Below are 26,042 nucleotides of genomic sequence, written 5' to 3' on the forward strand. Positions count from 1 at the left end.
GACGAGCATGGCCAAGACGATGACAATAAAGCCGATCAGGGGATTGTCGTTCATGGGGTCCTCCTATTTTCCGAGCGGTGAGAATTCGTCGACGATGAGGTCGAGGCATTGCGGAAGCGCGCGGGCTCCAAAGACGCCCGAATTGCTGGAGATAATCTCGCCATCGAACTGCATGCCCAGCGACGGGGTGCAGGTGATCTTGGCTTCCTTGGTCTGGATGATCTTGAACTGCGGGCGCCCGAGTACCTTGCCGGCGGGATCAAGCGCAGCGGTGATCACAGTAGGCAGCAGCTGCACGGTGCGCACGGGTTCTATGACCGCAATGTCGACCATGCCATCGTTCATGCGGCAGTCGGGGAACAGGTTGATGTCGTTTTGGATGACCGAGGTGTTGCCGGCCATGCAGCAGATGCCGTCGAGCTCCTCGACAATGCCGTCATGCTCAATCGTAAAGTGCGCCACCGTGGGGTTGGGCGTGGCGAGCGCAGAGAGGAAGTAGGCGATCTCGCCGATGTCGTTTTTGGTGGGAGCGGCCTTCATCATGATCTCGGCGTCGAAGCCCGAGCCGGCGATGATGATAAAGCCGTGGCGCTTCTCGTTGCCGTCCTCGTCGAGCCAAAAGAGCTCGCCCATGTCGACTTTGACCGTGCGACCGGCACGGCAGGCCTTGGCGAGCGCCGCCGCCTCAGGGGCATTGCCGATGTTGTTGAAGAACAGGCAGGCCGTACCGGAGGGGAAGATGAGCGTGGGGACACCGCATCCGCGCATCTGATCGAGCACGTTGGAGACGGTGCCGTCGCCGCCCGAAACGACCACGCGATCAAACTCGCGCACGTCTGCCACGGCGTCCTCGGGCTCCATGCCATCGCCGATAAAGCGCATCACGACCTCGTCGCCGCCTTGCGCGAGGGCGTGCGTGAATGCGTAGATTTCATCTGAGCTGGGGCCCGATGCCGGGTTGTGGATGATAAGGCAGCGCATACTTACGTTCCCGTTCTGTGACTAACCGAGTATAGTTGTAAGGCAATGCCGATATCCTACCCGTGTTTTTCGGGCCTAACCTTATTCGATGGGTTGATATGTACATTTCCACACATCAGGCTCTACTCGACTTTTGCCAGCGCGCCCGTGAGTTTGACGCGATTGCCGTCGATACCGAGTTTTTGCGCGAGCGCACGTTCCATCCGCGCCTGTGTTTGGTTCAGATTGCCACCCCTGCCGAGAGCGTCGCGGTCGACCCTCTGGTGATCGACGACCTGTCGCCGCTGGCCGAGCTTATGGCCGACGAGAGCGTGACCAAAGTCTTCCACGCCTGCTCGCAGGATATGGAGGTTATGCTCCATACCGTGGGCGTGCTGCCGCGTCCGATTTTTGACACGCAGGTGGCCGCCGCCTTTTTGGGCGAACGCCAGCAGATTTCCTACGGCGCGCTCGTGCAGACGTTTTGCGGCGTCTCGCTGCCCAAGACCGAGTCGCTGACCGACTGGTCGCGTCGCCCGCTGACCGACAAACAGATCGAGTACGCGATCGATGACGTCAAGTACCTGATCGTCGCCTTTACCGAGATGATGAGCCGCCTGCGCGAGCTGGGCCGCGTGGACTGGGTGCTCGACGAGCTGCGCCCGCTGGCTGACGAGTCGCACTATCGCGCCGATCGCCACGAGGCGTTCCGTAAGGTCAAACGCATCAATTCGTGCAGCCGTCACCAGTTGGGCATCGCGCGCGAGCTCGCCGCCTGGCGCGAGGACCGCGCCGAGCGCCGCAACATCCCGCGCAAGTGGGTCATGTCCGACGATACGCTGCTGGCGCTCGTTAAGCGCAATCCCGTGCGCGTTGAGGAGTTCCGTAGCATTCGCGGTACCGACCAGTTGGGGGAGCGCGACGTGGACGGCGCGCTCATGGCCATCAAGCGCGGTGCGAGCTGCCCGCACGATCGCCTGCCGCTCATGGTGCGCGGGCATCGCCAGATTTCGCCGGAGCTTGAGAGCGTGACGGACCTGATGTATGCGCTTATTCGCTTGGTTGCCGAGCGCTCGGGGGTGGCGACCTCGGTCATTGCCTCGCGCGATGACCTGGCCGATTACATCGAGCATCCTGAGCAAAGCCCCCTGCGCGAAGGCTGGCGTTTTGAGCTTGTGGGTTCGCGCCTGGACGATCTGCTTTCCGGCAATATGGGGCTCACCGTGAAGGACGGAAAGATTGAGTTGTTATAGGGAAGCCTAGTCTGCTGAGTGGGTAGAATGCCTCCAACGTGTAACTCGATTCGGAGGAATTCGTATGCCCTACTACTATGGATACGGCTTTGGCATCGACCCGCTGTACCTGCTGGTTGTGCTTGTCTGCACGGTGCTTGGCCTTGCCGCACAGAACTATATCAATTCGACGTACAAGACGTGGTCCAAGGTTCGCTCGGACGGCGACACGGGCGCTGCGGTCGCGCGCCGCATGCTCGACGCCAACGGCTGCAATGCCGTGGGTATCAAGGGCGTCGCTGGTGAGCTTACCGACCACTACAACCCGCAGGACAACAATCTGTATCTGTCGGATTCCAACCGTTCGGGCGGCTCGGTCGCAAGCGTTGCTGTCGCTTGTCACGAGGCAGGCCATGCCGCTCAGCGTCAAAGCGGCTATACCATGATGAAGGTACGCACCGCCCTCGTGCCGGTCGTCAACTTTACCCAGAACACTTGGACCATCGTGCTGCTCATGGGCCTGTTTATGAACATCGCGGGACTCACGACCCTCGCGCTGATCTTCTTCTCGTTTAGCGTGCTGTTCCAGTTCGTTACGCTGCCGGTCGAGATTGACGCCAGTCGGCGCGCCGTGGCGTATATTGAGCAGTCGGGTATGAGCTCCAAGCAGGTCAACGGTGCCAAGAAGGTCTTGACGGCAGCCGCGCTTACCTACGTGGCGGCGGCACTCACCTCGATTATTCAGCTGCTCTATCTTATGGCTCGCTACAACAGAAACTCCAACCGATAACAAATTGGGTCGCTGGGCGCCGCGGGGATTTGTGTCCCCGCGGCGCTGTACTATGTGTTGGACTTGAATTTGCGCAGGGCCAGAGCCTTTGTGCACGATAACGAAAGGAGGTTGCGTGGCAGGTTGGAATCTAACCGGCAATAGCGTTTCCGCCGAGTTCGACGGTTCGGACGAGCAGGAGCGTAAAGAGCTCAGCGTGAGCCAGGCGGTAGAGATCGCCGCCGGTGCGCTCGATGCTATTCCGCAACTGATCGTCCTGGGCGAGGTCACGGGTTTCCGTGGTCCCAATGCCCGAAGTGGCCACTGCTACTTCCAGATTAAAGACGACTCGGCCGCCGTCGACTGCATCATCTGGAAGGGCGCCTATCTCAAGCGTACCTTCGATCTGCGTGACGGCATGCAGGTGAGCTTTAAGGGCAGCTTCAATCTCTATAAGGCCACGGGCCGCATGAGCTTTGTCGCTCGCTCGTTTTCGCTGGCGGGGGAGGGTCTGCTGCGTCAACAGGTGGCGCAGTTGGCCGAAAAGCTACGCCGCGAGGGCCTGATGGACGAGTCCCGCAAACGCCGCATTCCGGTGTTTTGCTCACGCGTGGCGGCCGTCACCTCGCTTTCCGGTGCGGTAATCGACGACGTCAAGCGTACGCTGCGCCGTCGCAACCCGCTCGTCGAGCTTGTTTGCGTGGGCGCCAAGGTCCAAGGCGAGGGTGCGCCGGCCGAGCTCATTGAGGGCTTGCGCCGCGCCGCTTCCATTACGCCGGCGCCCGACTGTATTTTGCTGGTGCGCGGCGGCGGCTCCTTTGAGGACCTCATGACCTTTAATGACGAGGAGCTTGCCCGCGCGGTGGCGGCTTGTCCTGTGCCCGTGGTGACCGGCATTGGCCATGAGCCCGATACCTCGATTTGCGACATGGTGAGCGACCGACGCGCCTCCACGCCCACGGCGGCGGCAGAATCGGTGGCGCCGGCTATGACGGAGTTGGCCGATGTGCTCGAGGCGCGCCATCAGCGTCTGGGTGCCGCGATGGCATCGATGATTGGGTCGGCCCAGGTCGACCTGGAGATGCTCGATCAGCGCGGTCGCCGTGCCTGGGATACCTATACGGCTCGCTTGGGTGATGCGCTCGATGCCGCTGCGTGTCGCCCGTGCCTCAACGACCCCACATTTATGGTCGAGCGTCGCGAATCGGAGCTTGCACTGACTGCCGATCGCCTGTCGGGCGCCATAGTACGCTCAGTCGGGGTCTTCCGCTCCAACTTCGAGCGTCTGCCCGAGCGTCTGGTTGCAAGCACCTCAGGGCTCGACGGCAAACGCCATGCGCTCACGCTTACGAGTTCCCGTCTGGAGCATCAGGGGCGCACGATGCTCAGCAAACCAGCGTCCGACCTGGGCCGTGCAGCGGCTTCGCTCGATGCCCTGTCGCCGCTTAAGGTACTTGCCCGCGGCTATTCCATCGCGTACAGCGACGATGGTGTGGCTATAAGTGCCCAGACCTTTAAGCCGGGCGACGCCATCCGCGTGCGCATGGCGGACGGTAACGTGTCGGCAACCGTCAACGCGGTCGAGTAGACCGCGTTTCGCAGTGATAGACCCTTAGGAAAGGAAACAGATATGGCAGAGAAGACCCCGGTAGAGCAGCTTACGTACAAGCAGGCCTCGCAGGAGCTGGAGCTCATCATCCGCAGCCTGGAGTCGGGCGATATGGAGCTCGAGGAGTCGCTCGAGAGCTACACCCGCGGCGTCGAGCTCCTCAAGAGCCTGCGCACCCGCCTGTCCGATGCCGAGCAGAAGGTCTCGGTGCTCCTTAAGGACGTCGACGGCAACGACGTGCTCGCCGACGGCGAAGCCGCCAACACGGACGACAACCTCTCGTTCTAAGCATCTCGACCAAATATAATTACCTTGGTCTGTGAGAAAGGAACCAGCTATGTGTGATTGCATCTTCTGTAAAATTGCCAACCACGAGATCCCCTCGACCGTTGTCTATGAGGACGACCAGGTCATCGCCTTCGATGACCTCAACCCCCAGGCGCCGGTCCACACGCTCGTGATCCCCAAGAAGCACTACAGCGACATCGCCGACAACGTGCCTGCCGAGACCATGGGCGCCATGGCTCACGCCATCCAAGAGGTCGCCAAGGCCAAGGGTCTGGAGGACGGTTTCCGCGTCATCTCCAACAAGGGCGTCAACGCCGGCCAGACCGTCATGCACTTCCACATGCACGTCCTCGGCGGCAAAAACCTGGGCGAGAACCTCATCTGAGGGCGCTTGGTCCGTCGACTTGGCTGCCTTTGGAGTAATCTATGCAGCTTTCTCAACTCGAATACCTTCAAGCGGTGGCGAACTATGGCGGCGTGCGCAAAGCAGCTCGCGCCGTTCATGTGAGTCCGCAGGCCGTTTCGTCGGCAATCAAAAAGTTGGAATCTGAGTATCAGATTGTTTTGCTTGACCGATCGGCGGGGGAGGCTGTTTTGTCTCCGGCGGGCAGAGAATTTGCGCGTCGTGCACGCGTGATCCTGGCACAAGTCGACGATCTCAAAAAGTACGCTCAATCGAGGGGCGACGGCGTTTCGCCCGATGGCCACTTTCGTCTTTACGCCCCCTGCCTTCATGGGCGGGGGCGCCTTTTTGCCGAAAGCTGGTATGACTCGTTTGAACGCTCGCACCCTCAGATTCACCTTGATGTGTGGCATCAGCCAACGGCTACATGCTTTGAATCACTTGTGCTTGGCATTTCGGATGCGGCTATCTCATTCGAGGAACCACGGGACAGCGTCCTTTCTTCAAAATATTTGGGTGAAAAGGAGCTCAAGGTTCTTTCATGCCCAGCGGGTCATCAATCTGTGGGCGCCATGACCATTCGCGAGTTACTGGGCGGCAGGCTCGCTGTTCCCATTAATTTGTCACCCTGTCTCAATGCAATCAATCAATGTCCCGAAGCCCAGCTCGTCAATTTTCGCTTCCGTGATGTTGAATACGGAAGCAGGGCTCAGACTGAGTTTCTTCAAGCCGGGGGATTGATATTGAGTTTGTCTGGGTCCTCTCTCGCATCGGATGGGTCAGAAGTGAGTGAGTGCTCCATTGAAGGTTCGCGTGATGTAACCTTGCCCATCTACTTTTGCTATCGGCAAAATTCCTGGACTGATCGACACCAGACGGTTTTTCTGCACCTATTGCGTCATCTTGCTTCGTGAGATTAATTGGCTTCGAGGCATCAAGTGATTATTGACGCCTTGTAACACATAGCTGACAGCTTTGCCCTCATGCTTTTCCAAGATTCCGATTTAGATTGCTGACTCTTGGAGGGCGGAGCATGAAAAACCGTACGGTTTTGCTTTATATGACGTTCGTTTTTCTGTCGAACTTCAGCACCATCTTGTATTTTCTAACTGTCTACCTTGAGTTCGTCGGACTTTCGATGGTATCGATTTCTAGCATGATGATTGCATATCAAGTGAGCAAGTTCATCCTTGAAGTTCCCACTGGCTATATTGCTGATAGGTTTGGACGAAAGACAAGCGGTCTCGTTGGCGTCGTGGGGATGCTTGGATACTACGCCGCCCTGCTTCTCGTCCGTTCTCCCCTGCTTTTAGTCGGTGCGTTCGCTCTCAAAGGTTTTGCCGTTGCGTGTGTGAGCGGATCCATCGAAGCGATTTACATTGACAGCGTCTCTCAGGACCAGCTCGTAAGACTTAATGTCGTTGAGCGATTTGTTTTCTATGCCTCTTGTGCCATCTCCGCTTGCGTGGGCGGTTTCATTTCGTCCGTCGGTGCATATCTCATTGGTCTTTCGGCAGATATCATCGCAATGGTGTTGACGTTGGTTGTCGTTGTCTGCATTCCTGAGATGCGAAGAGGGGGCATTGCGACGACACCTGAACATGGGATTAGCCCGAAGATGATCGGTGCCGCTATTGCGGGTAATGGCATTCTTCGTTCAGCGTTCATCATGGACTGTTCTCAGGCATTTGCTTTTGTCGCCCTGGAAGACTTTTTCTCACTGCTGCTTGCGGGTCGCGGAATGAATGCCGTCGCTTCGGGTGTCACCATTGCGGTCCAGCTCCTTGCCTCGGCCTCCATGGGACTTATTGTGCCCTGCGCGATTGCTCATGTCGACAAGGGCCGCTTTGCGCGTATTTGCGGCATCGTGCGCCTTTTCCTGACAGCTTTGTTTTTGATTCCCCTTACTCCGGCTAATTTGCTGCCCGTGTTCTATGTGCTGCAGACGGTTACGTACTCGTTATTTGCTCCAATTAAATACTCAATTTTTCAAAAAGTAGCCGATTCTTCGATGCGCTGTTCACTGATTTCGGTTCAAAGCCAGATGGTGGCGGTGGGCGCCATCCTTTTCTATCTGTTCAATGCTGTGTTGAGCAGCATCGCGGGCATTCGAGTCATATTGCTTGTCGCACTCGGAACCTCTTCTTTGGTGTATATCCCCGCGCTCTTTCGTCTTACAAGCCAAAGGACATGAGTATTTGGGCACCGATAACTTATATATCAACGCAATAAACCCGAGCGCGAGGGCGTTTGGGTTTATTATTGAAGCGTATGTAACCTGGCGGCGCCACACCGCCTGTTAGTAGGGAGACACATGAACGTTCTGGTCGTCAACGCAGGATCTTCGACCCTTAAGTATCAGGTCATCGATACCAAGTCCCATAAGGTGTCCGCAAAGGGCTCCTGCGAGCGCGTCTGCTTTACCGGCGGCACTTTCACCCATGCTGCCAACGGCTCCAAGAAGGTGACCGAGAACATCGAGTTCCCCGACCACAAGGTCGCCATCGAGGTTGTCCTGAAGGACCTCGAGGCCAACGGCGTCAAGATTGAGGGTATCGGCCACCGTATCGTTCAGGGCGGTTGGTACTTTGGCGATTCCTCCCTCGTCGACGAGGATGTCCTCGCCAAGATCCGCGAGGTCGCTCCGCTCGCCCCGCTGCACAACAACCCCGAGGCCAACGTTATCGAGTACTGCCTGGAGCAGTATCCCGACCTGCCCAACGTCACGGTTTACGACACCGCTTTCCACTTCAACATGCCCGAGGTCGCCAAGACTTACGCCCTGCCCAAGGACGTCTGCGACAAGCTGCACATCCGTAAGTACGGCGCCCACGGCACCAGCTACCGCTACATCTCCAAGAAGGTCGCCGAGATGACCAACGGCGAGGCCCGCAAGGTCGTCGTGTGCCATATCGGCTCCGGCGCTTCCCTGTGCGCCATCGAGGACGGCAAGTGCATGGACACCACCATGGGCTTGACGCCGCTCGACGGCGTCATGATGGGCACCCGCTGCGGCTCCATCGACCCGGCTACCGTGTGCTACCTGCAGCGCGAGGGCGGCTACACCTTCGACGAGGTCGACGAGATGATGAACAAGAAGTCCGGCCTTTTGGCTGTGACCGGCGGCAAGACCAACGACTGCCGCAACGTCGAGGAGCTCGCCGCTGCCGGTGACCCCGAGGCCCAGCTCGCCTTCGATATGTTCGTCTACAAGATTGCCGCCAAGGCTGCCGAGATGGCCACCTCCATGTGCGGTATGGACACCCTGGTCTTCACTGCCGGCATCGGTGAGCACGCTCCTGCCGTCCGCGCCGGCGTGGCCGACCGCCTGGCCTTTATGGGCGTCAAGATGGATCATGCCCGCAACGCCCTGCGTGGTGACGGCGCATGGTGCCTGTCTGCCAAGGATTCCAAGGTCAAAATCTTTGTCATCCCCACGGACGAGGAGTTCATGATCGCTTCCGACGTCGAGCGCATCGTCAACGGCAAGTAATTGCAAGAGGGGAGGGGCTGGACGACCGAGCGCCGTTCAGCTCCTCTTTTGTACTCGTTGGGCGATATGCCTGATAGCTATTTATCAAGTTGTGATAACTTCTTATTAACATGCGGCCGCCTTAAGGGGTCTGCGCCGACCGTATCGCACTGCAAAGGAGTCTCATGAACGTACTTGTTGTCAACGCCGGCAGCTCGAGCCTTAAATATCAGCTTTTGGATACCGATACCCGCGAGGTTTTCGCCAAGGGCAACTGCGAGCGTATCGGCTCGGAGATGGGCATCTTTGGCCACTCCGAGAACGGTGGTGCCAAGCAGACCGAGGAGATTCCTTTTCCCGATCATCGCTGCGCCATTGCGCGCGTGCTCGAGGAGCTCGAGAAGACCGACTTTACGATCGATGGCATCGGCCACCGTATCGTTCAGGGTGGCTGGCACTTCGATGATTCCGCGGTCGTCGACGATGAGGTCATGGCTAAGATCCTCGAGGTTGCTCCGCTCGCCCCGCTGCACAATTACGGCGAGGCCGCGGCAATCGAATATTGCCGCGAGAAGTATCCGGAGCTGCCCAACGTGGCCGTCTTCGACACCTCGTTCCACATGACCATGCCCGAGGTCGCCTACACCTACGCGCTGCCCAAGGACGTGTGCGACAAGTACCACGTGCGCAAGTACGGTGCCCACGGCACGAGTCACCGCTATGAGTGGATGATGGCCAAGGAGATCCTGGGCTCGCGCTGCCACCGCCTGCTCTCGTGCCATTTGGGCAACGGCGCCTCGCTTGCCGCCATCGAGGACGGTGTATGCCGCGATACCACGATGGGCCTCACGCCGCTCGACGGCCTGATGATGGGCACCCGTTGTGGTTCCATTGACCCGGCTACCGTGTGCTACCTGCAGCGCGAGGGCGGCTACAGCTACCAGGAAGTCGATGACATGATGAACAAGCAGTCTGGTCTGCTTGCCATCTCGGGCATCTCCAACGACGCCCGTGACATCCGTACGCGCGCCTCCGAGGGCGACGAGCGCTGCCTGCTCGCCTTCGATATGTTCGCCTACAAGGCCATGCAGCAGGCCGGCTCCATGATCGCTTCCATGGCGGGCGTGGACACCATTACCTTTACCGCCGGCATTGGCGAGAACGACTGGTCGATCCGCAAGGCCTTCTGCGACTGCTTCGAGTGGCTGGGCGTGCGCATCGACAACAACAAGAACCGCGAGGCCGTGGGTAACGGCCCGCAGGTCATCAGCGCCGCCGGCTCTTCCGTCACGGTCATGGTCATCCCCACCGACGAGGAATACATGATCGCCCACGACGTCGAGCGTTTGACCGCGAATAACTAGTGCGTTCGCTTGCGATTGAACGAAAGGCCTCCTGAGCAGCAGCTCAGGAGGCCTTTTTGCTAGCAGGCGGAAATTCGAGTCCCAAAGTGATCATCACCAGTAACGCCAGCGCTCCCAGCAACGACACCCATTCATTCAGATCCTCAGCCCCAGCTCGTAGCCAAGCCGCCGTCCACTCCAGATGTTCTGAATGCTTCGTGGCAGTAGAAGGCCGTACGGGCTAACCCCTGAAAACATTCCGCAGACCAGAAACGCCCCCGTTCGTAGCTCCGAAGGAGCAGAACGGGGGCGTTTCATTGGTCGAGGACGTTTTCAGGGGTTAGCCCGTACGGCCTTCGGGCGAGTGCGTCCGCTACTCAGCCATCTGAGCCTGGACGGCGGTGATGGCTACGACACCCACGATGTCGTCGGCAGAGCAGCCGCGCGACAGGTCGTTGACCGGCTTGGCGATGCCCTGCAGAATGGGGCCGTAAGCGTCGGCGCCGGCGAAGCGCTGGACCAGCTTGTAGCCGATGTTGCCGGCCTCGAGGTCGGGGAACACGAGCACGTTGGCCTTACCGGCGACGGAGGAGCCGGGAGCCTTGAGCTGGGCGACGGTGGGGACGATAGCAGCATCGAGCTGCAGGTCGCCGTCGATGGCGAGCTCGGGTGCCTTCTCCTTGCAGAACTTCACGGCCTCCTGGACCTTCTTGGCGACCTCGCCACCGGCGGAGCCCATGGTGGAGTAGGAGAGCATGGCCACGTGCGGCTCAACATTGCCCATAAAGGTGGACCAGGAGTGGGCCGAGGCGATGGCGATCTCGGAGAGCTCGTCAGAGGACGGGTTGATGTTGAGGCCGCAGTCGGCGAAGATCAGCGTACCGTCGGTGCCGAATTGCGGGGTGTCGGTGCACATCACGAAGAAGGCCGAGACCAGCTTGGTGCCCGGGGCAGTCTTGAGGATCTGCAGCGCGGGGCGCAGGGTGTCGGCGGTGGAGTGGCAGGCACCGGAGACCAGGCCGTCGGCATCGCCCATCTTGACCATCATGGTGCCAAAGTAGGTGGCGTCCATCACCTGGGCACGAGCCTGCTCGATGGTAACGCCCTTCTTGGCGCGGAGCTCGGCAAACTTCTGTGCGTACTCCTCGTGCTTCTCGGCATTGCGCGGGTCGATGACGGTGGCGCCGGGAACGTTGATCTCGTTGGGATCGCCCAGGATGACGATGTTGGCCAGGCCTTCTTCGATGATCTTGTTTGCCGCGACGATGGTACGCGGATCCTCGCCCTCGGGCAGGACGATCGTCTTAAGGTCGGCCTTGGCGGCAGACTTCATACGGTTCAGGAAATCGCTCATGATACTCCTTACAAGCGTTTCGCTAAGCTCCAGGCCCTCGGCTGTACACGAATAAACCCGCTGCTAGCGGGTTTACCTTTCAATAATGTACGCCGCGGTGCTTGAGCTTTCCTTGTGTGGCAAGCTCATTATAGGACGCATTAGCGCTATAATCGCTCTGATAAATATGTCTCGACGTATGTTCGAGAAAAAGCCCAGTTAAAAAGCGTGTGGCTTTTGACAAGGAGTATCGATGCAGATTACCTCAGGCCTGCCTGAAGGCTTTAATGCCGGTGCGTACGACATGATCGTTGTCGGCGCCGGTTATGCCGGTGCCGTTTGCGCCCGCCGTCTTGCCGAAACTATCGGCTATCGTGTTGCCGTTTTGGAACGTCGCGGCCACATCGCGGGTAATGCCTACGACTGCACTGACGAGGCCGGAATCCTGGTCCACGAGTACGGTCCGCACATCTATCACACTTTTAATGAGCGCGTCCATAACTTCCTGTCGCGCTTTACCAAGTGGACGGACTACCAGCACAAGGTGCTCGCCAACATCAACGGCACCCTCATGCCCGTACCCTTTAACCATGCGAGCCTCAAGCTCGCCTTTGGCGATGAGCGCGGCGAGGAGCTGTATCAGAAGCTCGTGGAGACCTTTGGCAAGGACGTCAAGGTGCCCATTATGGAGCTGCGCAAGAAGAACGACCCGGATCTTGCCGAGGTCGCCGATTATGTCTATGAGAACGTCTTTTTGCATTACACCATGAAGCAGTGGGGCCAGACGCCCGACCAGATCGACCCCTCGATCACCGGCCGCGTTCCCGTCTTTGTGGGCGATGACGATCGCTACTTCCCGCAGGCTCCTTTCCAGGGCATGCCGCAGGACGGCTATACCGCGCTGTTCGAGCATATGCTCGATCACGATCTGATCGACGTATTCTGTGACGTAGACGCCCGTGACCTCTTTGAAATCGACGAGACCACCGTCAAGATCGACGGCAAGGTCTATGGCGGCGAGATCGTCTACACCGGTCCGCTCGACGAGCTATTCAACCTCGACCTGGGCGCGCTGCCGTACCGCACGCTCGATATGAAGTTCGAGACGCTCGATATGGACCAGTTCCAGCCCGTGGGCACCGTCAACTACACCACGAGCGAGGACTATACGCGCATCACCGAGTTCAAGAACATGACTGGTCAGGTCCTGCCCGGCAAGACCACCATCATGAAGGAGTACTCCAAGGCCTATACGCCCGGCTCGGGCGAGACGCCGTACTACGCTATTCTGGAGCCCGAGAACCGTGAGCTCTATGAGCGCTACCTTGAGCGCGTCCAGAACCTGACGAACTTCCACCCGGTGGGTCGTCTGGCCGAGTATCGTTACTACGATATGGACGCCGTGACCAATTCTGCCCTCGATCTTTCGGATGAGATTATCGCCTGCCATGCATAAAGTCATAACATTCGGTATTCCCTCGTATAACGCCGCCAAGGATATGGACCATTGCATCACCTCCATCTTGGAGGGGAGCAATTACGCCACCGATATCGAGATTATCGTGGTGGACGACGGCTCCAAGGACGAGACGGCCGCCAAGGCCGACGAGTGGGAGGCCCGTTATCCTGGAATCATCCGCGCGGTGCACCAGGAGAATGGCGGCCACGGTATCGCCGTCCTCTCGGGCCTGCGTGAGGCGCATGGTACGTACTATAAGGTCGTTGACTCGGACGACTGGCTCGACGGTGCGGCGCTTTCGACCATGCTGTCGATTCTGCGTGGCTTTGAGGAGCGCGACCAGCGCGTCGACCTGTTTATCTCGAACTACGTGTACGAGAAGGTTTACGAGGGCACGCATACCGCTATTGGCTACAAGTTTGCCCTGCCGCGCAAAAAGATTTTCTCTTGGGACCAGATCGGACACTTCCGTCCCGATCAGAACCTGCTCATGCACAGCCTGTGCTATCGCACCGACGTACTGCGCGAGTCCAATCTGCCTATGCCGGCACACACGTTCTACGTGGATAATATCTACGCATACGTGCCGCTGCCGCGCTGCAAGACCATGTACTACGCCGACATCGACCTCTATCGCTACTTTATCGGTCGCGAGGGCCAGAGCGTCAACGAGGCTACGATGGTCAAGCGCCTGGGTCAGCAGTTCCGCATAACGCGCATCATGATGGAATCGTTCCACCTGTACCAGGACGTTGAGTCCTCGCGTCTGCGTTCGTACATGATGGGCTACTTCACCATGATGATGGCTATTTGCTCGGTGCTCACCAAGCTTTCCGAGGAAGATTGTGCCGATGAGCGCCTGAAGACGCTGTGGAAGGACCTGAAGGAGTACGACGAGCGCATGTATCGTCGCGCTCGCTACGGCGTGGTCGGATTCTTTACCAACCTGCATGGACGGGCCGGAGACAAAACCACACTCGGCCTATACCATCTTGCCTCAAAGATCTTCAAATTCAACTAGCTGCTGAGTAATCGCTGCTGATAGGTTGACTGGGCCCCTTGGCCTTTAGTTTGCTACTGCGAACAGTCCTGCTCGCACGGAAAGCACATTAAGTGCTTTCCGGCTCGTGCGGAACTTGTATCAAACTAAAGGCCAAGGGGCCTCTGCTATAAGAATCGATTGTCAGGAAGTTGAATTTGAAGATCTTCGACGCGTGGTACAAAGGGGCCTGGGCTGAAAAGAATTTGGTTGGTAGGTTGCCCGGTGGGGTTTGGTTATGTTTGTCGCGAGTTCCGCACGAGCCGAAGAGCACTTAATGTGCTCTTCGTGCGAGCCAGGACTGTAGAGCAGCAAACATAACCAAACCCCACCGGGCAACCGGACGAGCTAGTTTACTTTGCGGCGCCGGGTATGCCGTGGGAGGTTTTGGCGTTTTTGGCTCCGTTTACGATGGCGGTCTGTAGGGCCCTTACGGCGAGCATGCCCAGCAGGTCTAGGGGAACGGCGGCGCTTGCCTGGGCGCCCAGTTTGCCGCTGGCGAGGGTGTAGATGGTGTCGCCGTCGTTGGTGGTGTGCGTGGGACGGATGGCGTGTGCGTAGGCGTCTGCGGCCATCTGGGAGACCTTGGTGGCTTGTGCCTTAGTGAGTTCCACGTTGGTGACGATGCAGCTGATGGTGGTGTTGGTGCGGTCGAGCGGCATCTGCATGGATCCGGCGGCGGCAAAGGCTGCGAGCTCCATGTCGACGATCTGGTCGCTATCTGCTGCGGCGCGCATACCAGCGACCCATTCGCCGGTGAAGGGGTCGACGACATTGCCGCAGGCGTTGACCGAGACCACGGCACCCACCTTAACAGGGCCGAGTGCCACGGCGGCAGCGCCTAGGCCGGCCTTCATGCAGGTGGCGGGGCCCATGAGCTTGCCCACGGTGGCACCGGTGCCGGCACCTACATTGCCCTGCTCGAGCGTGGTGGGGGTGTTGTCGAGCGCCTCGCGCACGGCGGAGATGCCAGCCTCAATGTCGGGGCGTACGGCGGGGTCGCCAAAGGCGAGGTCGAAGATGCAGCTGGAGCACACGATAGGCACCTGCGTGGGGCCGACGGGAAGGCCGATGCCGCGGCTCTCAAGCTCGCGAGCGACGCCGCTTGCGGCCTCCAGGCCAAAGGCCGATCCGCCCGAAAGGCAGACGGCGTGGACCTTGTCGACGGTGTTCTCGGGACGCAGCAGGTCGGTTTCGCGCGATGCCGGGGCACCGCCGCGAACGTCAACGCCGCCGGTGGCGCCCTCGGGTGCCACGATTACGGTGCAACCGGTGCCGGCCTCCTCGTCCGTGTAGTTGCCAAAGCAAAAGCCATCGACATCGCAAACGTCAATGGCCTCAAGCAGTGTATCCATGTTTTACTCCTATCGGTTTTCCGCCGGGCCTTATGCCCGGTCGGGATCCGTACGGTACGCCGAAATTGTAGGCGCTGGGGGATACCCAGCGCCAGATGCAATTACGATAGTTTTTGAATCGCACGCGCGACGCGAGCGATGGGCAGGCCCACCACGTTGTAGAAGTCGCCCGAAATATCATGCACGAGCATGCGCCCGCCTGTGCCCTGGATGCCGTAGGCGCCGGCTTTGTCCATGGGCTCGCCCGAGGCGACGTAGCGCTCAATCTGCTCGTCGGTGAGCTCATAGAACGTCACGTCGGTCACATCGACAAACGACAGGCTCTCGGCGGCATGCGGAGCGGCCGTGTCGCCTGCCTTAACGATGCAGACGCCGGTTGCGACCTGGTGCGTGCGGCCCGAAAGCTCGCGGAGCATGGTGCGCGCCTCGTCCTCGGTTGCCGGCTTGCCCAGAATCTTGCCATCGAAGGTGACAATAGTATCGGCCGCGACGGTCAGTTCGTTGGGCTCGGCATGCTCGGCGGCAACGGAGGCGGCTTTGGCGCGTGCTAAGCGTTCAACGAGCGTAAGCGGGGCCTCGCCATCAAAAGGCGTTTCGTCGATATCTGCGGGAATCACGTGAATGTCATAGCCCGCCTCGCGCATCAACTCGATGCGGCGCGGTGATTGCGAAGCCAAAATCATAGCTGAATGCCCTCGGCGACCTTCTCGACGGCCTTGTCGCCGGCGAGTGTGCGCAGCAGCTCAAGCGCAAAGGGGAGCGACTGGGCCATGCCGCTGGCGGTGATGATGTTGCCGTCTTGCGTAACCTTCTCGCCGGTATAGGCGCCTTCGGGGAAGCTTTTCTCAAAGCCAGGGAAGCACGTGGCCTGGCGCCCCTCGAGTAGGTCGAGCTCGCCCAGGATAAACGGGGCGGCGCAGATGGCGGCAACGTGCTTGGTCGCGGCGAACTCGCAGACCACGTCGCAGACGCGCTGATCGGCGCGCAGGTTGGTGGCACCGGGCAGGCCGCCGGGCAGCACGACGCAGTCGTACTCGTCAAAGTTGATCTCATCAAAGAGCGCATCGCAGGTCACGGGGATCTGCAGCGAGCTTACGACCTCACGCGTGGGCATGATCGAGACGAGCGTGGCACGCACGCCGCCGCGACGCATGACATCGACCATGGTCAAGCATTCAATAGTTTCAAAGCCATCGGCGGCGAGAACGGCAACGCTGGGCATGAGGGCTCCTTTCATGGGCGGCATACAATTAGCCGTCTTATACCCCGAAGACCTCCGCTTGCCACGCTCGATTTCCCAATGTTTAAAATAGCCCCGTCCGAATTAGCTACCCCACCCATCCTCAACAATCTCAATCTGTAACATCCATCGACCAAAACTAGCCCCAACTGTTACAGATCGAGACAGTCCCCAACAGCACCGCCCCGTTCGGGGAAACGACCGCTACAGGTACGGCGGGCAGAGGCTCACTTTTTTCTTCGGTTTTTCTTGACGGAATCTCACCTGTTGTAGTACTTTGTCCCAGTCTAAAAACGCGTGGACTTTTCTGGGCGCTAGCCACCTTTTTGCCACGCAACCGAGCAGTCGGTTGCGTGGCTTTTTTCGTCTTGGCAGCAGGTACCACATGCACCGCCAGAAGACCGCACGAGCCCACCTTCCGACTGCAGGGAACAGACGCACGAGACGCGCATCTGCAAGACAGCAGACGGAAGGGAGCCTAATGGCAGAAACAAACACAATCAAGCAACAGACCGCCGAGGCGGGAGCCGCGGGCACGGGGCAGGTCAAGGCGGCGCTCCAGGTCTTTGCGGGCGGCGCCTGCTACGGCGCGATGGCCACGACCTACAAGCTCGCCTACGCCGCGGGCTTCACCTCAGCGCAGGTGGTGGCGAGCCAGGCGTGGTTCGGCTGCCTCTTCTTCGCCCTCGCCACGCTCGCAGGGCACGCACTCGGGCACCGCTGGCAGCGCGTGGGCTGGAAGCTCGCCCTCAAGCTCATGGGCCTGGGAGCCCTCACCTGCCTCACCTCAATCCTCTACTGCTACGCCATGAGCGTGCTGCCCGCCCCGGTGGCACTCACGCTCCTCTTCCAGTTCACGTGGCTGGGGCTCGTGTGGCAGACCGTCATGACGCGCCGGCCGCCGAGGCTCCTCCAAGTGGCCTCCGCCCTGGTCATCGTCTTCGGAACGGTGTTCGCCAGCGGCGTCTACAAGACCGGCATCACCGGGTACGACCCCGTGGCCCTGCTCTGCGCGCTGGGGGCGGCCGTGTCCTGCTCCCTCTTTGTCACCCTCTCCGGCAAGGTCGAGGCCCCCTGCTCGTCCGAGCAGCGTGGCGTCATCGTGTGCGCGGGCTCCGTGGTCATGTCGCTCACGGTGTGCCCGGACTACGTTGTCTCGGGCGTTCTCGCCCAGGGCATCCTGCCCTTTGCCGTCATCGCCGGCTTCTTTGGCATGCTCTGCCCGGTCTTGCTCTTCGGCATGGGCTCTCCGCACCTGCCCGCGGGTCTCTCCACTGTCATGGCCGCCGCGGAACTCCCCGCCGGCCTGCTCATCGCCATGATCGTCCTCGGCGAGCCGCTCGGCGTCGTCGAGTGGCTGGGCGTTGCCATCATCCTCGCCGGCGTGTGCCTGGCACAGGTCCCCTCCCTGCTTGGAGGCTGGGAGGCACGTCGCGCCGCCGCAGGACAAGCCATCAGCTAGTCACCCCTTCACGGGCGGCCCGCGCGCATCAGGGAAAGGGCCACGGGCCCGGCGCGTGAGGTCGCAAGGACGTTATAAAGCGTCCCCGCAGAGGTGGGGGCGCCAGAGAGAAGGAGGCACCATGCCATTTCCAAAAGGGTTCCTTTGGGGAGGAGCCACCGCTGCTAACCAATGCGAGGGAGGTTATGACGAGGGCGGCCGCGGTCTTGCCAATGTCGACGTCATCCCACACGGGTCGGAGCGCAACGACGTAAGTCGCGGCCTGAGGCGCATGCTCGACTTTGAGCCCGGGTACTACTACCCGGCCCAGACGGGCATCGACTTCTACCACCACTACCGCGAGGACATAGCCCTCTTCGCGGAGATGGGCTTTAAGGTCTTTCGCCTCTCCATCGCCTGGAGCCGCATCTTCCCCAATGGCGACGAGGAGGAGCCCAACGAGGCCGGGCTCGCCTTCTACGAGGACGTGTTCCGCTGCTGCCGCGAGCACAGGATCGAGCCCCTCGTGACCATCACGCACTTCGACTGCCCCATCCACCTCGTCAAGAAGTACGGCGCCTGGCGAAACCGCGCCCTCATCGAGCTCTACAAGCGGCTGGTGAAGGTGCTCTTCAACCGCTACCGCGGCCTCGTGCATTGGTGGATCACGTTCAACGAGATGAACATGATCTTGCACCGTCCCTTCATGGGTGCCGGCATCGTCCTCGAGCCCGGGGAGAATGCCCGCGAGGCCGAGTACCGCGCCGCGCACAACGAGCTCGTGGCGAGCGCCTGGGCCACCAAGATCGCCCACGAGGTCGACCCGGAGAACAAGGTTGGCTGCATGCTCGCCGCGGGAAGCTACTACCCCTACTCCTGTCGTCCCGAGGACGTCCGTGCAGCGCAGGTCAAGAACCAGGAGGACCTCTTCTTCGTGGACGTGCAGGCACGCGGGCACTACCCCGGCTACGCGCTCAAGATGCTCGAGCGCGAGGGCATCGACGTGGGTATGACCGCCGAGGACGAGCGCATCCTTGCGGAGAACACCGTCGACTTCATCTCGTTTAGCTACTACTCCTCGCGCTGTACCGCGGGCGACCCCGATTCCGTGGGCGGCGTCGCCGAGGGCAACGCCTTCGCCGGCGTAGAGAACCCCTACGTGCGCACGAGCGACTGGGGCTGGGTCATCGACCCGCTGGGGTTCCGCATCACGATCAACGACCTCTGGGACCGCTACCAGAAGCCGCTCTTTGTGGTGGAGAACGGCCTCGGCGCCTATGACGAGGTGCTTCCCGACGGCACGATCGAGGATGACTACCGCATCGCCTACCTGCGCGAGCACATCGAGGCCATGCGCGACGCTATCGAGCAGGACGGCGTCGAGATGCTCGGCTACACCACCTGGGGGCCGATCGACCTCGTGAGCGCGGGCTCCGGCGAGATGGAGAAGCGCTACGGCTTCATCTACGTGGACCGCGACAACCTGGGCAACGGCACGCTCGAGCGCAGGCGCAAGAAGAGCTTCTACTGGTATCAACAGGCCATCGCCACCAACGGAGGCGACCTGGGCTAACCACCCGGGCAATATCACTAAGGAGAAAATAATGGCAGAAAAATACGACGACCTGGCCAGATCCATACTCGAGAACGTAGGCGGCGCCGAGAACGTCGCCAGCGTCGCGCACTGCATCACGCGCGTGCGCTTCAAACTCAAGGACGAGTCCCGCGCCAACACGGCCAAGATCGAGGCCCTCAAGGGCGTCATCCAGGTCATCCAGGCCAACGGCCAGTACCAGGTGGTCGTGGGCAACATCGTCGAGGACGTCTACGACGCGGTCCTGGAGGCCGGCAACTTCTCGGGCGGCGCAAGCGCCGACGACGAGCCCCAGGGCGATAAGACCGTTGCCTCCGCCATCATCGACCTCATCTCTGGCATCTTCCAGCCCATCCTGGGACCGCTTGCCGCCGCAGGCATCATGAAGGGACTGCTTGCCCTCATCACCTACTTCGTCCCGGACTTTGCAAACGACGGCCTCTACACGCTGCTCTACACCGTGGCTGACGGCTTCTTCTACTTCCTTCCCGTCGCCCTGGCGTTCAGTGCCGCGCGCAAGTTCCGCATGAACGAGTTCACCGGTGTGGCAATCGGCGTGGCGCTCCTCTACCCGACGATGGTCGCCCTGACCTCGGGCGAGGCGCTCGGCAGCATCGACCTCGGCGTGGCCGGCACGTTCTCGTGGTACGCCACCGCCCTCGGGATCCCCATCATCATGCCCGTGTCCGGCTACGTGAGCTCGGTGATCCCCGTCCTTCTCATGGTGTGGTTCGGCTCTATCCTTGAGCGCTGGCTCAAGAGCTGGATGCCGGCTGCGCTCAAGATGTTCCTTGTCCCGCTCGCCACGATGACGGTCTCCATCGTCTTGGGCTACCTCATCATCGGCCCGGTGGCCACCCTCATCACCAACCTGCTGAGCGCGGCATTCTCGTTCATCTTCCAGCTCCCCGTGGTTGGTTCCGTCCTGGGCAGCGCCCTGGTTGGCGGACTGTGGATGTGCCTCGTCATCTTTGGCTTCCACTGGAGCCTCATCCCCATCTCCATCATGAATCTGAACACCCTCGGCCACGACAGCGTGCTCGCCGCCACCATCGGCCACGGGTTCGCGCTCGGAGCGGTCATCTTTGCCATGTACCTCAGAAACAAGGACGAGCGCTTCCGCGGCATCGCCCTTCCCGCGATGATCTCCGCCTTCTTCTTCGGCGTCACCGAGCCGGGCATCTACGGCATCGCCCTCCCCAACAAGCGCGCGTTCGTCGTGGCATGCCTGAGCTCCGCCGTGGGCGGCGCCATCGTGGGAATGACTGGCGCTCTCATGTACATCTCGGGCGGCCTCGGCGTCTTCAACCTGCTCAACTTTATCGACGGGACCCCTGGTGGCGCCGGGATCTCCCACATGATCTTCGCGATCATCGCCTCGCTCGTCTCTGCCGTCCTGGCCTTTGTTATCGAGTTCATCACCTACCGGCCCAACGACGATGAGGAAGGCACCCGCTAGCCTGCGCCCTCCTCAATCAGCTCTATGTAATTGAGGGGCAGTTGAGGTGGGTGAGGGCCGAGGGCGATCAAGGTGGCCGCCCTCGGCCCGGGACAACCTGCCAGAAGGCGTTTAGCTTTCTCGGGCGGCGCTGAAATGAACTGCGCCCCGATACTTGGACGGGTCAATTAGCGGCCTATGCCGCACATGGGGACTGATTTCGGAACTCCTCCGGGGTCAGTCCCTTTTGCTTAACCCGCCTCCTCTTGTTCCAGTGAACGGTATAGGCTTCGAGGTCCCGCTTGAACTCCTCGAAGCTCCGCCACGTTCGGCTCCTGTAGAATTCGTCCTTCAGGCGCCCGGGCAGCAGCTCCGTCGCATGAGCTTGCCCTCGCACGCCGCCGGCCCCGGCCGGGTCCGGGCACCCTTCGGCCTCCCGCTGGCCTTCGGCGCGCCCGCACCCCCTGTCGCAAAGCTCTGCTGCAAGAGTCCTCAGCGTGGCGTCGTGCCTGACTCTCCCGTCCATAAAGAAGCCCCCATTTCTAATGTTCAAGAAATGAGGGGCGGTTCAATTTCGGGACGGGGATTAAATAATCATTCGGAGCAAATCTATTTTTATCCCCGTGCCAGAAAAATCATCGGGCGTGGTCTGGGGCAAACAGTCTAGTTGCGCTTGAGGTGGACGACGGTTTCGCAGTGGAAGGTTTGCGGGAACAGATCGACCGGCGTGATCTTGACGGGGGAGAAGGTACCTTCCTCGACAAAGCGCTTAAGGTCGCGTGCCAGGGTGGCGGGGTCGCAGCTCACGTAGGCGACATCGCGAGCGCTCGTGCTGGCGATAAGGTCGATCGCCTCGGGGGCGAGGCCTGCGCGCGGCGGGTCGACCACCAAGACGTCGGCATCCTGGTCGGGGAACTCGCGCACCGCGTCTCCGCCAATGACGTCGACGTTATCAAGCTTGTTGATTTCCAGGTTACGGCGCAGGTCGCGCACGGCCGGGCCGTAGGCCTCGACGGCGGCGACGAAGTCGCAGCGGCGGGCGAGCGGCAGGGTAAAGGTTCCGGCGCCGCAGTACAGGTCCACGGCAAGCTCGTCTTCTTGCGGGTCGAGCGCTTCCATGACAAGCTCGATCAAAATCTCAGCACCCTTGGTGTTGACTTGGAAAAAAGACGGGGCAGACAAGCGCATCTGACCCTCGGCGATATTCTCGGTCCATGAGCCCTCTCCGGCGAGCATTTCGACCTTGGAGACACGGCGGGCCTTCTTTTCGCCCTTGCTCATCACACGCACGATGCTCGTGGGATGAGCGGCGACCGCCAGCACGCGGGAGACTTGCGAGCGCGGAAAAGAGCCCGTGGGCGTCCAGAGTGCAACCTCGAGCGCCTTGGTGCGGCGCGATGCGCGAATGCCCACGCGTTCGAGCCCTAAGTCATGGCTGCCGCTTAGATAGTTGAGTGCGCCGACGACCGATTTGAGCGCCTTGGGAAAACGTTTATCGAACAGCGGGCACGCATCGACGGTCACGATTTTGCTGGGGTCGACACCGTGCATGCCAAGGCGCACGCGACCGTTGACGACGGTCGGTTCGAGCTCGATTTTATTGCGGTAGCCCCAGTCGTCCTTGGTGTGGCAGATGGGCTGCACCAACTCATCGACCTGCTCAGGAGCGAACTTGCCGATGCGCTCGAGCGTGGAGCGCAGGTTTTGCTCCTTGGCGGCGAGCTGTGCCGTGCGTGAGAGATTGCCCCACGAGCAGCCGCCGCAGATGCCCACGTAGGGGCAGGGGGGCTGAATGCGATCGGGGCTCGGCTCCAGAATCTCGGTGGTGCGGGCGCGCATGAACGACTTGCCGTCCTGTACGACCTCGGCCTCGACGGTGTCGCCTGCCACGGCACCCTGCACAAAGACGGCTTTGCCGTTGTCGGCGTGCGCCAGCCCGTCGGCGCCGTAGGTCATCGATTCTATAGTGAGCTTCATATCCCTGCCTGTCATTCGTGTTGTTGCTCGCACCATGGTAGCAGGGAAAAGCGCCCCGCATCCGAGGCTTTCCTCAAATGCGGGGCGCTTCTACAAACTGCTTCTACAAACGACTATTTCGTCTTGCCGGTAATGAGCGTCTTAAGACCCAGGCCGATCAGGCCCAGGCCCATGCGCACACGACCGGGGCGATGGCGCTCGATGGCCTTGGTCTTGCCGGCGGGCTTATCGCGACGGGCGCTCGTCTCGGGTGCGGGCTTAGCTGCCTGCGGCTCGGGCTGAGGTGCAGGTGCGGGCTCGGGCTCAATGACGGTCGCCTGGACCTTCTGAACCTCGGGTGTGGCCGGCTGCGGCTTAGGAGCAGGGGCGGGCTTTGCCTCAATGACGGACTCGGGCGCGGCCTCGGCGTTGCGGTAGGCACGCTCCAGCAGGGCTTCCTGCGAGTTGAAGGGTTTCTCACCCTCTGCGCGCTCCACGGGGACCCAGGTGCCGTCGCTCGTGAGGCTGCGGGCCTTCACGTTGTCGCGCAGCTGCATGCTCATGTACTCGTGCACCAGGGCGCGGCAGGTGGGGTCGAGCACGGGGAAGGCGATCTCCACGCGGTGCTCGGTGTTGCGTGTCATCATGTCGGCCGAGCTCAGATAGATCATGTCCGAGTCCACGCCAAAGGCGTAAACGCGCGCATGCTCCAAAAAGCGTCCGACGATAGAACGGACATGCACGTTCTCGGTCTTGCCAGGAACGCCCGGCTTGAGGCACGAGATGCCGCGGATGATCATGTCCACGCGGACTCCTGCGCACGATGCCTCGGCGATCTTGTCGATGACCTCGCGGTCGGTGAGCGAGTTGAGTTTAAAGAACACGCGGGCGGGCTCGCCGGCGAGGGCGCGCTGGATCTCGCGGTCAAGCCCGCGCATGATGAGCGGTTTCAGTCCGACGGGCGCCACACCCAGGAAGCGGTAATCGCCGCGCAGGTTGCCCAGCGACAGGTTGCGGAAGAACAGGTTGGCGTCCTCGCCGATGCCGGGGTGAGCGGTCATGAGCATAAAGTCGCTGTAGAGTTTGGCCGTCTTCTCGTTAAAGTTGCCGGTGCCCAGCAGCGTCAGGCGCGTTAGCGCCATGCCCTCGCGATAGGTGAGCTGGCAGATCTTGGAGTGGCACTTAAAGCCCTCGGAGCCGTAGATGACGGTGCAGCCGGCCTCTTCCAGGCGCTCGGCCCACTCGATGTTGTTCTGCTCGTCAAAGCGCGCGCGGAGCTCCATGAGCACCGTGACCTCTTTGCCGTTCTCGGCGGCATCGATCAGTGACTCGCACAGGCGGCTCTGCTTGGCCACGCGGTAGAGCGTGATGCGCAGTGAGATGCACTCGGGGTCGTAGGCGGCCTCGTGCACCAGATCCAGGAAGGGGTTCATGGCCTCATAGGGATAAAAGAGCAGCTTGTCGTGCTGAAGTACCTGCTCGCGGATGGAGCGGGTCATATCGATGGTGGGGTTGGGCTGCGGCTTAAACGGTGTAAAGAGCAGCTCGTTGCGCAGGTGCTCGGGAATCTTGCCCTCAATGCCAAAGACGTAGCCTAGGTCGAGCGGGATATCGCAGGTAAAGACAGAGCGGCGCGAAAGCTCGAGCGCCTTGCGGATGGTCTTGAGCGTCGCCTTCTCGAGCGACCCCGAGACCGCGAGCACCACCGGCTGCAGGCGCAAGCGTTTCTTGAGGATGCGCTTCATGTGCTGACGGTAATCCTCTTCCTCCTCGACGCCCTCGCCGTCCGGGTCGATGTCGGCGTTGCGGGTGACGCGGATGAGCGCGCGGTCGAGCGGCTTATAGGAGCCAAAGCAGCTGTCCAGGCAGGCGAGGATGACGTCCTCGAGCAAGATGTAGGAGTAGGTGCCGGTGGGCGAGGGGATCTCGACCACGCGGTTCATCGAGGTGGGAATCTCGATAAGGCCCAGCAGACTCTCCTCGTCGGTGACGCCGTCCAGGCCGCAGGCCAGGTAGAGTGCGCCGTTGCGCAGGTTGGGGAAGGGGTGGCGCGGGTCAATCACCAGCGGTGAGATGACCGGCGACACGTAGGCCTGGAAGTAACGGGTTACAAAGGTGCGCTCCTCGGGCGTAAGCGAATCGATGCGGGCGCGGTGAACGCCCAGGGTGTCGAGCTTGCCCTCGATGCTCTTAAAGATGGACTCCCATCGGGTAAGGAGCCCGGGCATTTCGGCCATGACAGCATCGACTTGTTCGGAGGCGGTCATATTGCTCTTGTTGTCGACAGGCTGTTTTTTGAGCTCTGCCAGATCGGACAGGCCGCCCACGCGCACCATGAGAAACTCATCGAGGTTAGACTCGAAAATCGACACGAACTTTAGCCGCTCGAACAGCGGAACGGTCTCGTCGAAGGCTTCGTCAAGCACACGGTTGTCAAAGCGCAGCCAGCTGAGCTCTCGGTTCTGCGTGTACGAGAGGTCGCGCGGCGGCTTACGCAGCTTTGCAGCGGCTTGCTTTTTTTCGATTTTGCTCGGCATATGCATCTGTCCGTTCAGTCCCCGTGGGGGACGGTTGCCTAACACTATTCACTATTGTCTCAATTTAGTCGACCTATGGCACGGACGTATCGCGTGAACGGTATCTTTACCTACTTCTTACGCTGACAAGCCATAGAGCTGACGCCCTTCGCGTTGTGAAAAACGGTCTATATCCTCACTCAACTGGTGAGTATGTGTGAATAAGAATGATAGGTAGCTGAATATCATCGAATACAGACAGAAACACGAACAAGCGTCATTTATATACATAAAACCGTTTTAGATATGCAATTCTTAATCGAAAGATTGGAGTTGTAATTGCGAATGATTTTTAGGAAAAAAGAGCATTTACCTTAGAAAAGCTACTTTAGAACGCCGAAGTGCATTATGGGGGAATCATATTCGATATACCGTTCATCGAACTTTGTTGACCGTTCGGGGGCGAGGTGGAATTGCGGTTGGAATTTGGATATAACTAGAGCTGTCAGCAAGCAGCATCCGTTACGGAAGGGTGCTGAGAGATTCGGCCGAAAGGCCCGAAAGAAAGGTAGGAGGCCATGACGAAAGGTCTGCA

22 protein-coding genes are annotated in these 26,042 nt (G+C 60.3%); 14 read left to right on the forward strand and 8 right to left on the reverse strand.

The window, feature by feature from the left end:
• Nucleotides 1-63: 63 nt before the first annotated feature.
• Nucleotides 64-981: a diacylglycerol kinase family protein gene (locus tag DW821_RS06130; protein WP_117790630.1), complete on the reverse strand. Its 918-nt coding sequence runs from the start codon at nt 979-981 to the stop codon at nt 64-66.
• 98 nt (nt 982-1,079) lie between these two features.
• Between DW821_RS06130 and rnd the strand changes: the two genes are divergently transcribed.
• The 9 genes from rnd to DW821_RS06175 all read left to right on the forward strand — a co-directional run bounded on the left by rnd (nt 1,080) and on the right by DW821_RS06175 (nt 10,097).
• Entirely contained in the window at nt 1,080-2,213 is a 1,134-nt protein-coding gene (gene rnd, locus DW821_RS06135; protein ID WP_117790629.1) for a ribonuclease D, read from the forward strand.
• 64 nt (nt 2,214-2,277) lie between these two features.
• Nucleotides 2,278-2,982 carry a zinc metallopeptidase gene (locus tag DW821_RS06140; protein ID WP_117790628.1) on the forward strand — a complete coding sequence of 235 codons (705 nt, stop codon included), beginning with the start codon at nt 2,278-2,280 and terminating at the stop codon, nt 2,980-2,982.
• Nucleotides 2,983-3,097: 115 nt separating this feature from the next.
• Entirely contained in the window at nt 3,098-4,549 is a 1,452-nt protein-coding gene (xseA, locus tag DW821_RS06145; protein ID WP_369831919.1) for an exodeoxyribonuclease VII large subunit, read from the forward strand.
• Between the two features lie 42 nt (nt 4,550-4,591).
• A complete protein-coding gene (gene xseB, locus DW821_RS06150; RefSeq protein WP_006234311.1) occupies nt 4,592-4,858 on the forward strand; it encodes an exodeoxyribonuclease VII small subunit in 267 nt (88 codons plus the stop codon).
• A 49-nt stretch (nt 4,859-4,907) separates the two neighbouring features.
• Nucleotides 4,908-5,243 carry a histidine triad nucleotide-binding protein gene (locus DW821_RS06155; protein ID WP_035137921.1) on the forward strand — a complete coding sequence of 112 codons (336 nt, stop codon included), beginning with the start codon at nt 4,908-4,910 and terminating at the stop codon, nt 5,241-5,243.
• Nucleotides 5,244-5,284: 41 nt separating this feature from the next.
• Nucleotides 5,285-6,175 carry a LysR family transcriptional regulator gene (locus DW821_RS06160; protein WP_117766169.1) on the forward strand — a complete coding sequence of 297 codons (891 nt, stop codon included), beginning with the start codon at nt 5,285-5,287 and terminating at the stop codon, nt 6,173-6,175.
• Nucleotides 6,176-6,294: 119 nt separating this feature from the next.
• On the forward strand, nt 6,295-7,455 hold the full coding sequence (locus tag DW821_RS06165; protein ID WP_118066079.1) for an MFS transporter: 1,161 nt from the start codon (nt 6,295-6,297) through the stop codon (nt 7,453-7,455).
• Nucleotides 7,456-7,575: 120 nt separating this feature from the next.
• Entirely contained in the window at nt 7,576-8,754 is a 1,179-nt protein-coding gene (locus DW821_RS06170) for an acetate/propionate family kinase (RefSeq protein WP_006234305.1), read from the forward strand.
• Between the two features lie 164 nt (nt 8,755-8,918).
• The gene (locus tag DW821_RS06175; RefSeq protein WP_117735754.1) at nt 8,919-10,097 is read left to right on the forward strand and encodes an acetate/propionate family kinase; all 1,179 of its coding nucleotides are present in this window, start codon (nt 8,919-8,921) and stop codon (nt 10,095-10,097) included.
• 352 nt (nt 10,098-10,449) lie between these two features.
• On the opposite strand, the gene pta is transcribed toward DW821_RS06175, so the two are convergent.
• Complete coding sequence (pta, locus tag DW821_RS06180; protein ID WP_089573084.1) at nt 10,450-11,430, reverse strand: phosphate acetyltransferase; 981 nt, start codon at nt 11,428-11,430, stop codon at nt 10,450-10,452.
• A 232-nt stretch (nt 11,431-11,662) separates the two neighbouring features.
• Here pta and glf point away from each other — a divergent pair, with 232 nt between their 5' ends.
• Together glf and DW821_RS06190 are read left to right on the forward strand one after the other, a co-directional pair.
• Complete coding sequence (gene glf, locus DW821_RS06185; protein ID WP_055252340.1) at nt 11,663-12,865, forward strand: UDP-galactopyranose mutase; 1,203 nt, start codon at nt 11,663-11,665, stop codon at nt 12,863-12,865.
• A complete protein-coding gene (locus DW821_RS06190; RefSeq protein ID WP_117773936.1) occupies nt 12,858-13,889 on the forward strand; it encodes a glycosyltransferase family 2 protein in 1,032 nt (343 codons plus the stop codon). Before glf ends, DW821_RS06190 begins: the two co-directional genes overlap by 8 nt.
• Before the next feature lie 371 nt (nt 13,890-14,260).
• Here DW821_RS06190 and DW821_RS06195 read toward each other — a convergent pair whose 3' ends face one another.
• The 3 genes from DW821_RS06195 to DW821_RS06205 form a co-directional block, all read right to left on the reverse strand.
• Nucleotides 14,261-15,262, reverse strand: coding sequence for a P1 family peptidase (locus tag DW821_RS06195; RefSeq protein ID WP_117773937.1), 1,002 nt, complete (start codon nt 15,260-15,262; stop codon nt 14,261-14,263).
• Nucleotides 15,263-15,363: 101 nt separating this feature from the next.
• Nucleotides 15,364-15,945 (reverse strand): nucleoside triphosphate pyrophosphatase, encoded by a 582-nt coding sequence (locus tag DW821_RS06200; RefSeq protein WP_117773938.1) that lies wholly within the window; start codon nt 15,943-15,945, stop codon nt 15,364-15,366.
• Nucleotides 15,942-16,484 (reverse strand): DJ-1 family glyoxalase III, encoded by a 543-nt coding sequence (locus DW821_RS06205; protein WP_117638209.1) that lies wholly within the window; start codon nt 16,482-16,484, stop codon nt 15,942-15,944. The genes DW821_RS06200 and DW821_RS06205 overlap by 4 nt, the downstream gene beginning before the upstream one ends.
• 499 nt (nt 16,485-16,983) lie before the next feature.
• Here DW821_RS06205 and DW821_RS06210 point away from each other — a divergent pair, with 499 nt between their 5' ends.
• The 3 genes from DW821_RS06210 to DW821_RS06220 all read left to right on the forward strand — a co-directional run bounded on the left by DW821_RS06210 (nt 16,984) and on the right by DW821_RS06220 (nt 20,996).
• Nucleotides 16,984-17,964, forward strand: coding sequence for an EamA family transporter (locus tag DW821_RS06210; protein ID WP_118066081.1), 981 nt, complete (start codon nt 16,984-16,986; stop codon nt 17,962-17,964).
• Between the two features lie 121 nt (nt 17,965-18,085).
• A complete protein-coding gene (locus DW821_RS06215; RefSeq protein WP_117635389.1) occupies nt 18,086-19,516 on the forward strand; it encodes a 6-phospho-beta-glucosidase in 1,431 nt (476 codons plus the stop codon).
• Nucleotides 19,517-19,547: 31 nt separating this feature from the next.
• Complete coding sequence (locus DW821_RS06220; protein ID WP_117773940.1) at nt 19,548-20,996, forward strand: PTS transporter subunit EIIC; 1,449 nt, start codon at nt 19,548-19,550, stop codon at nt 20,994-20,996.
• 175 nt (nt 20,997-21,171) lie between these two features.
• On the opposite strand, the gene DW821_RS10390 is transcribed toward DW821_RS06220, so the two are convergent.
• The 3 genes from DW821_RS10390 to ppk1 all read right to left on the reverse strand — a co-directional run bounded on the left by DW821_RS10390 (nt 21,172) and on the right by ppk1 (nt 25,474).
• Nucleotides 21,172-21,501 (reverse strand): IS3 family transposase, encoded by a 330-nt coding sequence (locus tag DW821_RS10390; RefSeq protein ID WP_197032199.1) that lies wholly within the window; start codon nt 21,499-21,501, stop codon nt 21,172-21,174.
• 137 nt (nt 21,502-21,638) lie between these two features.
• Nucleotides 21,639-22,967: a 23S rRNA (uracil(1939)-C(5))-methyltransferase RlmD gene (gene rlmD, locus DW821_RS06230; protein WP_117759007.1), complete on the reverse strand. Its 1,329-nt coding sequence runs from the start codon at nt 22,965-22,967 to the stop codon at nt 21,639-21,641.
• A gap of 98 nt (nt 22,968-23,065) precedes the next feature.
• Nucleotides 23,066-25,474 (reverse strand): polyphosphate kinase 1, encoded by a 2,409-nt coding sequence (gene ppk1, locus DW821_RS06235; protein ID WP_117773941.1) that lies wholly within the window; start codon nt 25,472-25,474, stop codon nt 23,066-23,068.
• Nucleotides 25,475-26,042 lie beyond the last annotated feature (568 nt).

Source organism: Collinsella sp. AM33-4BH, assembly GCF_003469205.1.
GTDB lineage: Bacteria > Actinomycetota > Coriobacteriia > Coriobacteriales > Coriobacteriaceae > Collinsella.

What these genes read in the sequence shown, in the direction of transcription:
- DW821_RS06130 (WP_117790630.1), bottom strand. Translation starts at nt 981, where the DNA reads ATGCGCTGCCTTATCATCCACAACCCGGCATCGGGCCCCAGCTCAGAT.
- rnd (WP_117790629.1), top strand. Translation starts at nt 1,080, where the DNA reads ATGTACATTTCCACACATCAGGCTCTACTCGACTTTTGCCAGCGCGCC.
- DW821_RS06140 (WP_117790628.1), top strand. Translation starts at nt 2,278, where the DNA reads ATGCCCTACTACTATGGATACGGCTTTGGCATCGACCCGCTGTACCTG.
- xseB (WP_006234311.1), top strand. Translation starts at nt 4,592, where the DNA reads ATGGCAGAGAAGACCCCGGTAGAGCAGCTTACGTACAAGCAGGCCTCG.
- DW821_RS06155 (WP_035137921.1), top strand. Translation starts at nt 4,908, where the DNA reads ATGTGTGATTGCATCTTCTGTAAAATTGCCAACCACGAGATCCCCTCG.
- DW821_RS06160 (WP_117766169.1), top strand. Translation starts at nt 5,285, where the DNA reads ATGCAGCTTTCTCAACTCGAATACCTTCAAGCGGTGGCGAACTATGGC.
- DW821_RS06165 (WP_118066079.1), top strand. Translation starts at nt 6,295, where the DNA reads ATGAAAAACCGTACGGTTTTGCTTTATATGACGTTCGTTTTTCTGTCG.
- DW821_RS06170 (WP_006234305.1), top strand. Translation starts at nt 7,576, where the DNA reads ATGAACGTTCTGGTCGTCAACGCAGGATCTTCGACCCTTAAGTATCAG.
- DW821_RS06175 (WP_117735754.1), top strand. Translation starts at nt 8,919, where the DNA reads ATGAACGTACTTGTTGTCAACGCCGGCAGCTCGAGCCTTAAATATCAG.
- pta (WP_089573084.1), bottom strand. Translation starts at nt 11,430, where the DNA reads ATGAGCGATTTCCTGAACCGTATGAAGTCTGCCGCCAAGGCCGACCTT.
- glf (WP_055252340.1), top strand. Translation starts at nt 11,663, where the DNA reads ATGCAGATTACCTCAGGCCTGCCTGAAGGCTTTAATGCCGGTGCGTAC.
- DW821_RS06190 (WP_117773936.1), top strand. Translation starts at nt 12,858, where the DNA reads ATGCATAAAGTCATAACATTCGGTATTCCCTCGTATAACGCCGCCAAG.
- DW821_RS06195 (WP_117773937.1), bottom strand. Translation starts at nt 15,262, where the DNA reads ATGGATACACTGCTTGAGGCCATTGACGTTTGCGATGTCGATGGCTTT.
- DW821_RS06200 (WP_117773938.1), bottom strand. Translation starts at nt 15,945, where the DNA reads ATGATTTTGGCTTCGCAATCACCGCGCCGCATCGAGTTGATGCGCGAG.
- DW821_RS06205 (WP_117638209.1), bottom strand. Translation starts at nt 16,484, where the DNA reads ATGCCCAGCGTTGCCGTTCTCGCCGCCGATGGCTTTGAAACTATTGAA.
- DW821_RS06210 (WP_118066081.1), top strand. Translation starts at nt 16,984, where the DNA reads ATGGCAGAAACAAACACAATCAAGCAACAGACCGCCGAGGCGGGAGCC.
- DW821_RS06215 (WP_117635389.1), top strand. Translation starts at nt 18,086, where the DNA reads ATGCCATTTCCAAAAGGGTTCCTTTGGGGAGGAGCCACCGCTGCTAAC.
- DW821_RS06220 (WP_117773940.1), top strand. Translation starts at nt 19,548, where the DNA reads ATGGCAGAAAAATACGACGACCTGGCCAGATCCATACTCGAGAACGTA.
- DW821_RS10390 (WP_197032199.1), bottom strand. Translation starts at nt 21,501, where the DNA reads ATGGACGGGAGAGTCAGGCACGACGCCACGCTGAGGACTCTTGCAGCA.
- rlmD (WP_117759007.1), bottom strand. Translation starts at nt 22,967, where the DNA reads ATGACAGGCAGGGATATGAAGCTCACTATAGAATCGATGACCTACGGC.
- ppk1 (WP_117773941.1), bottom strand. Translation starts at nt 25,474, where the DNA reads ATGCATATGCCGAGCAAAATCGAAAAAAAGCAAGCCGCTGCAAAGCTG.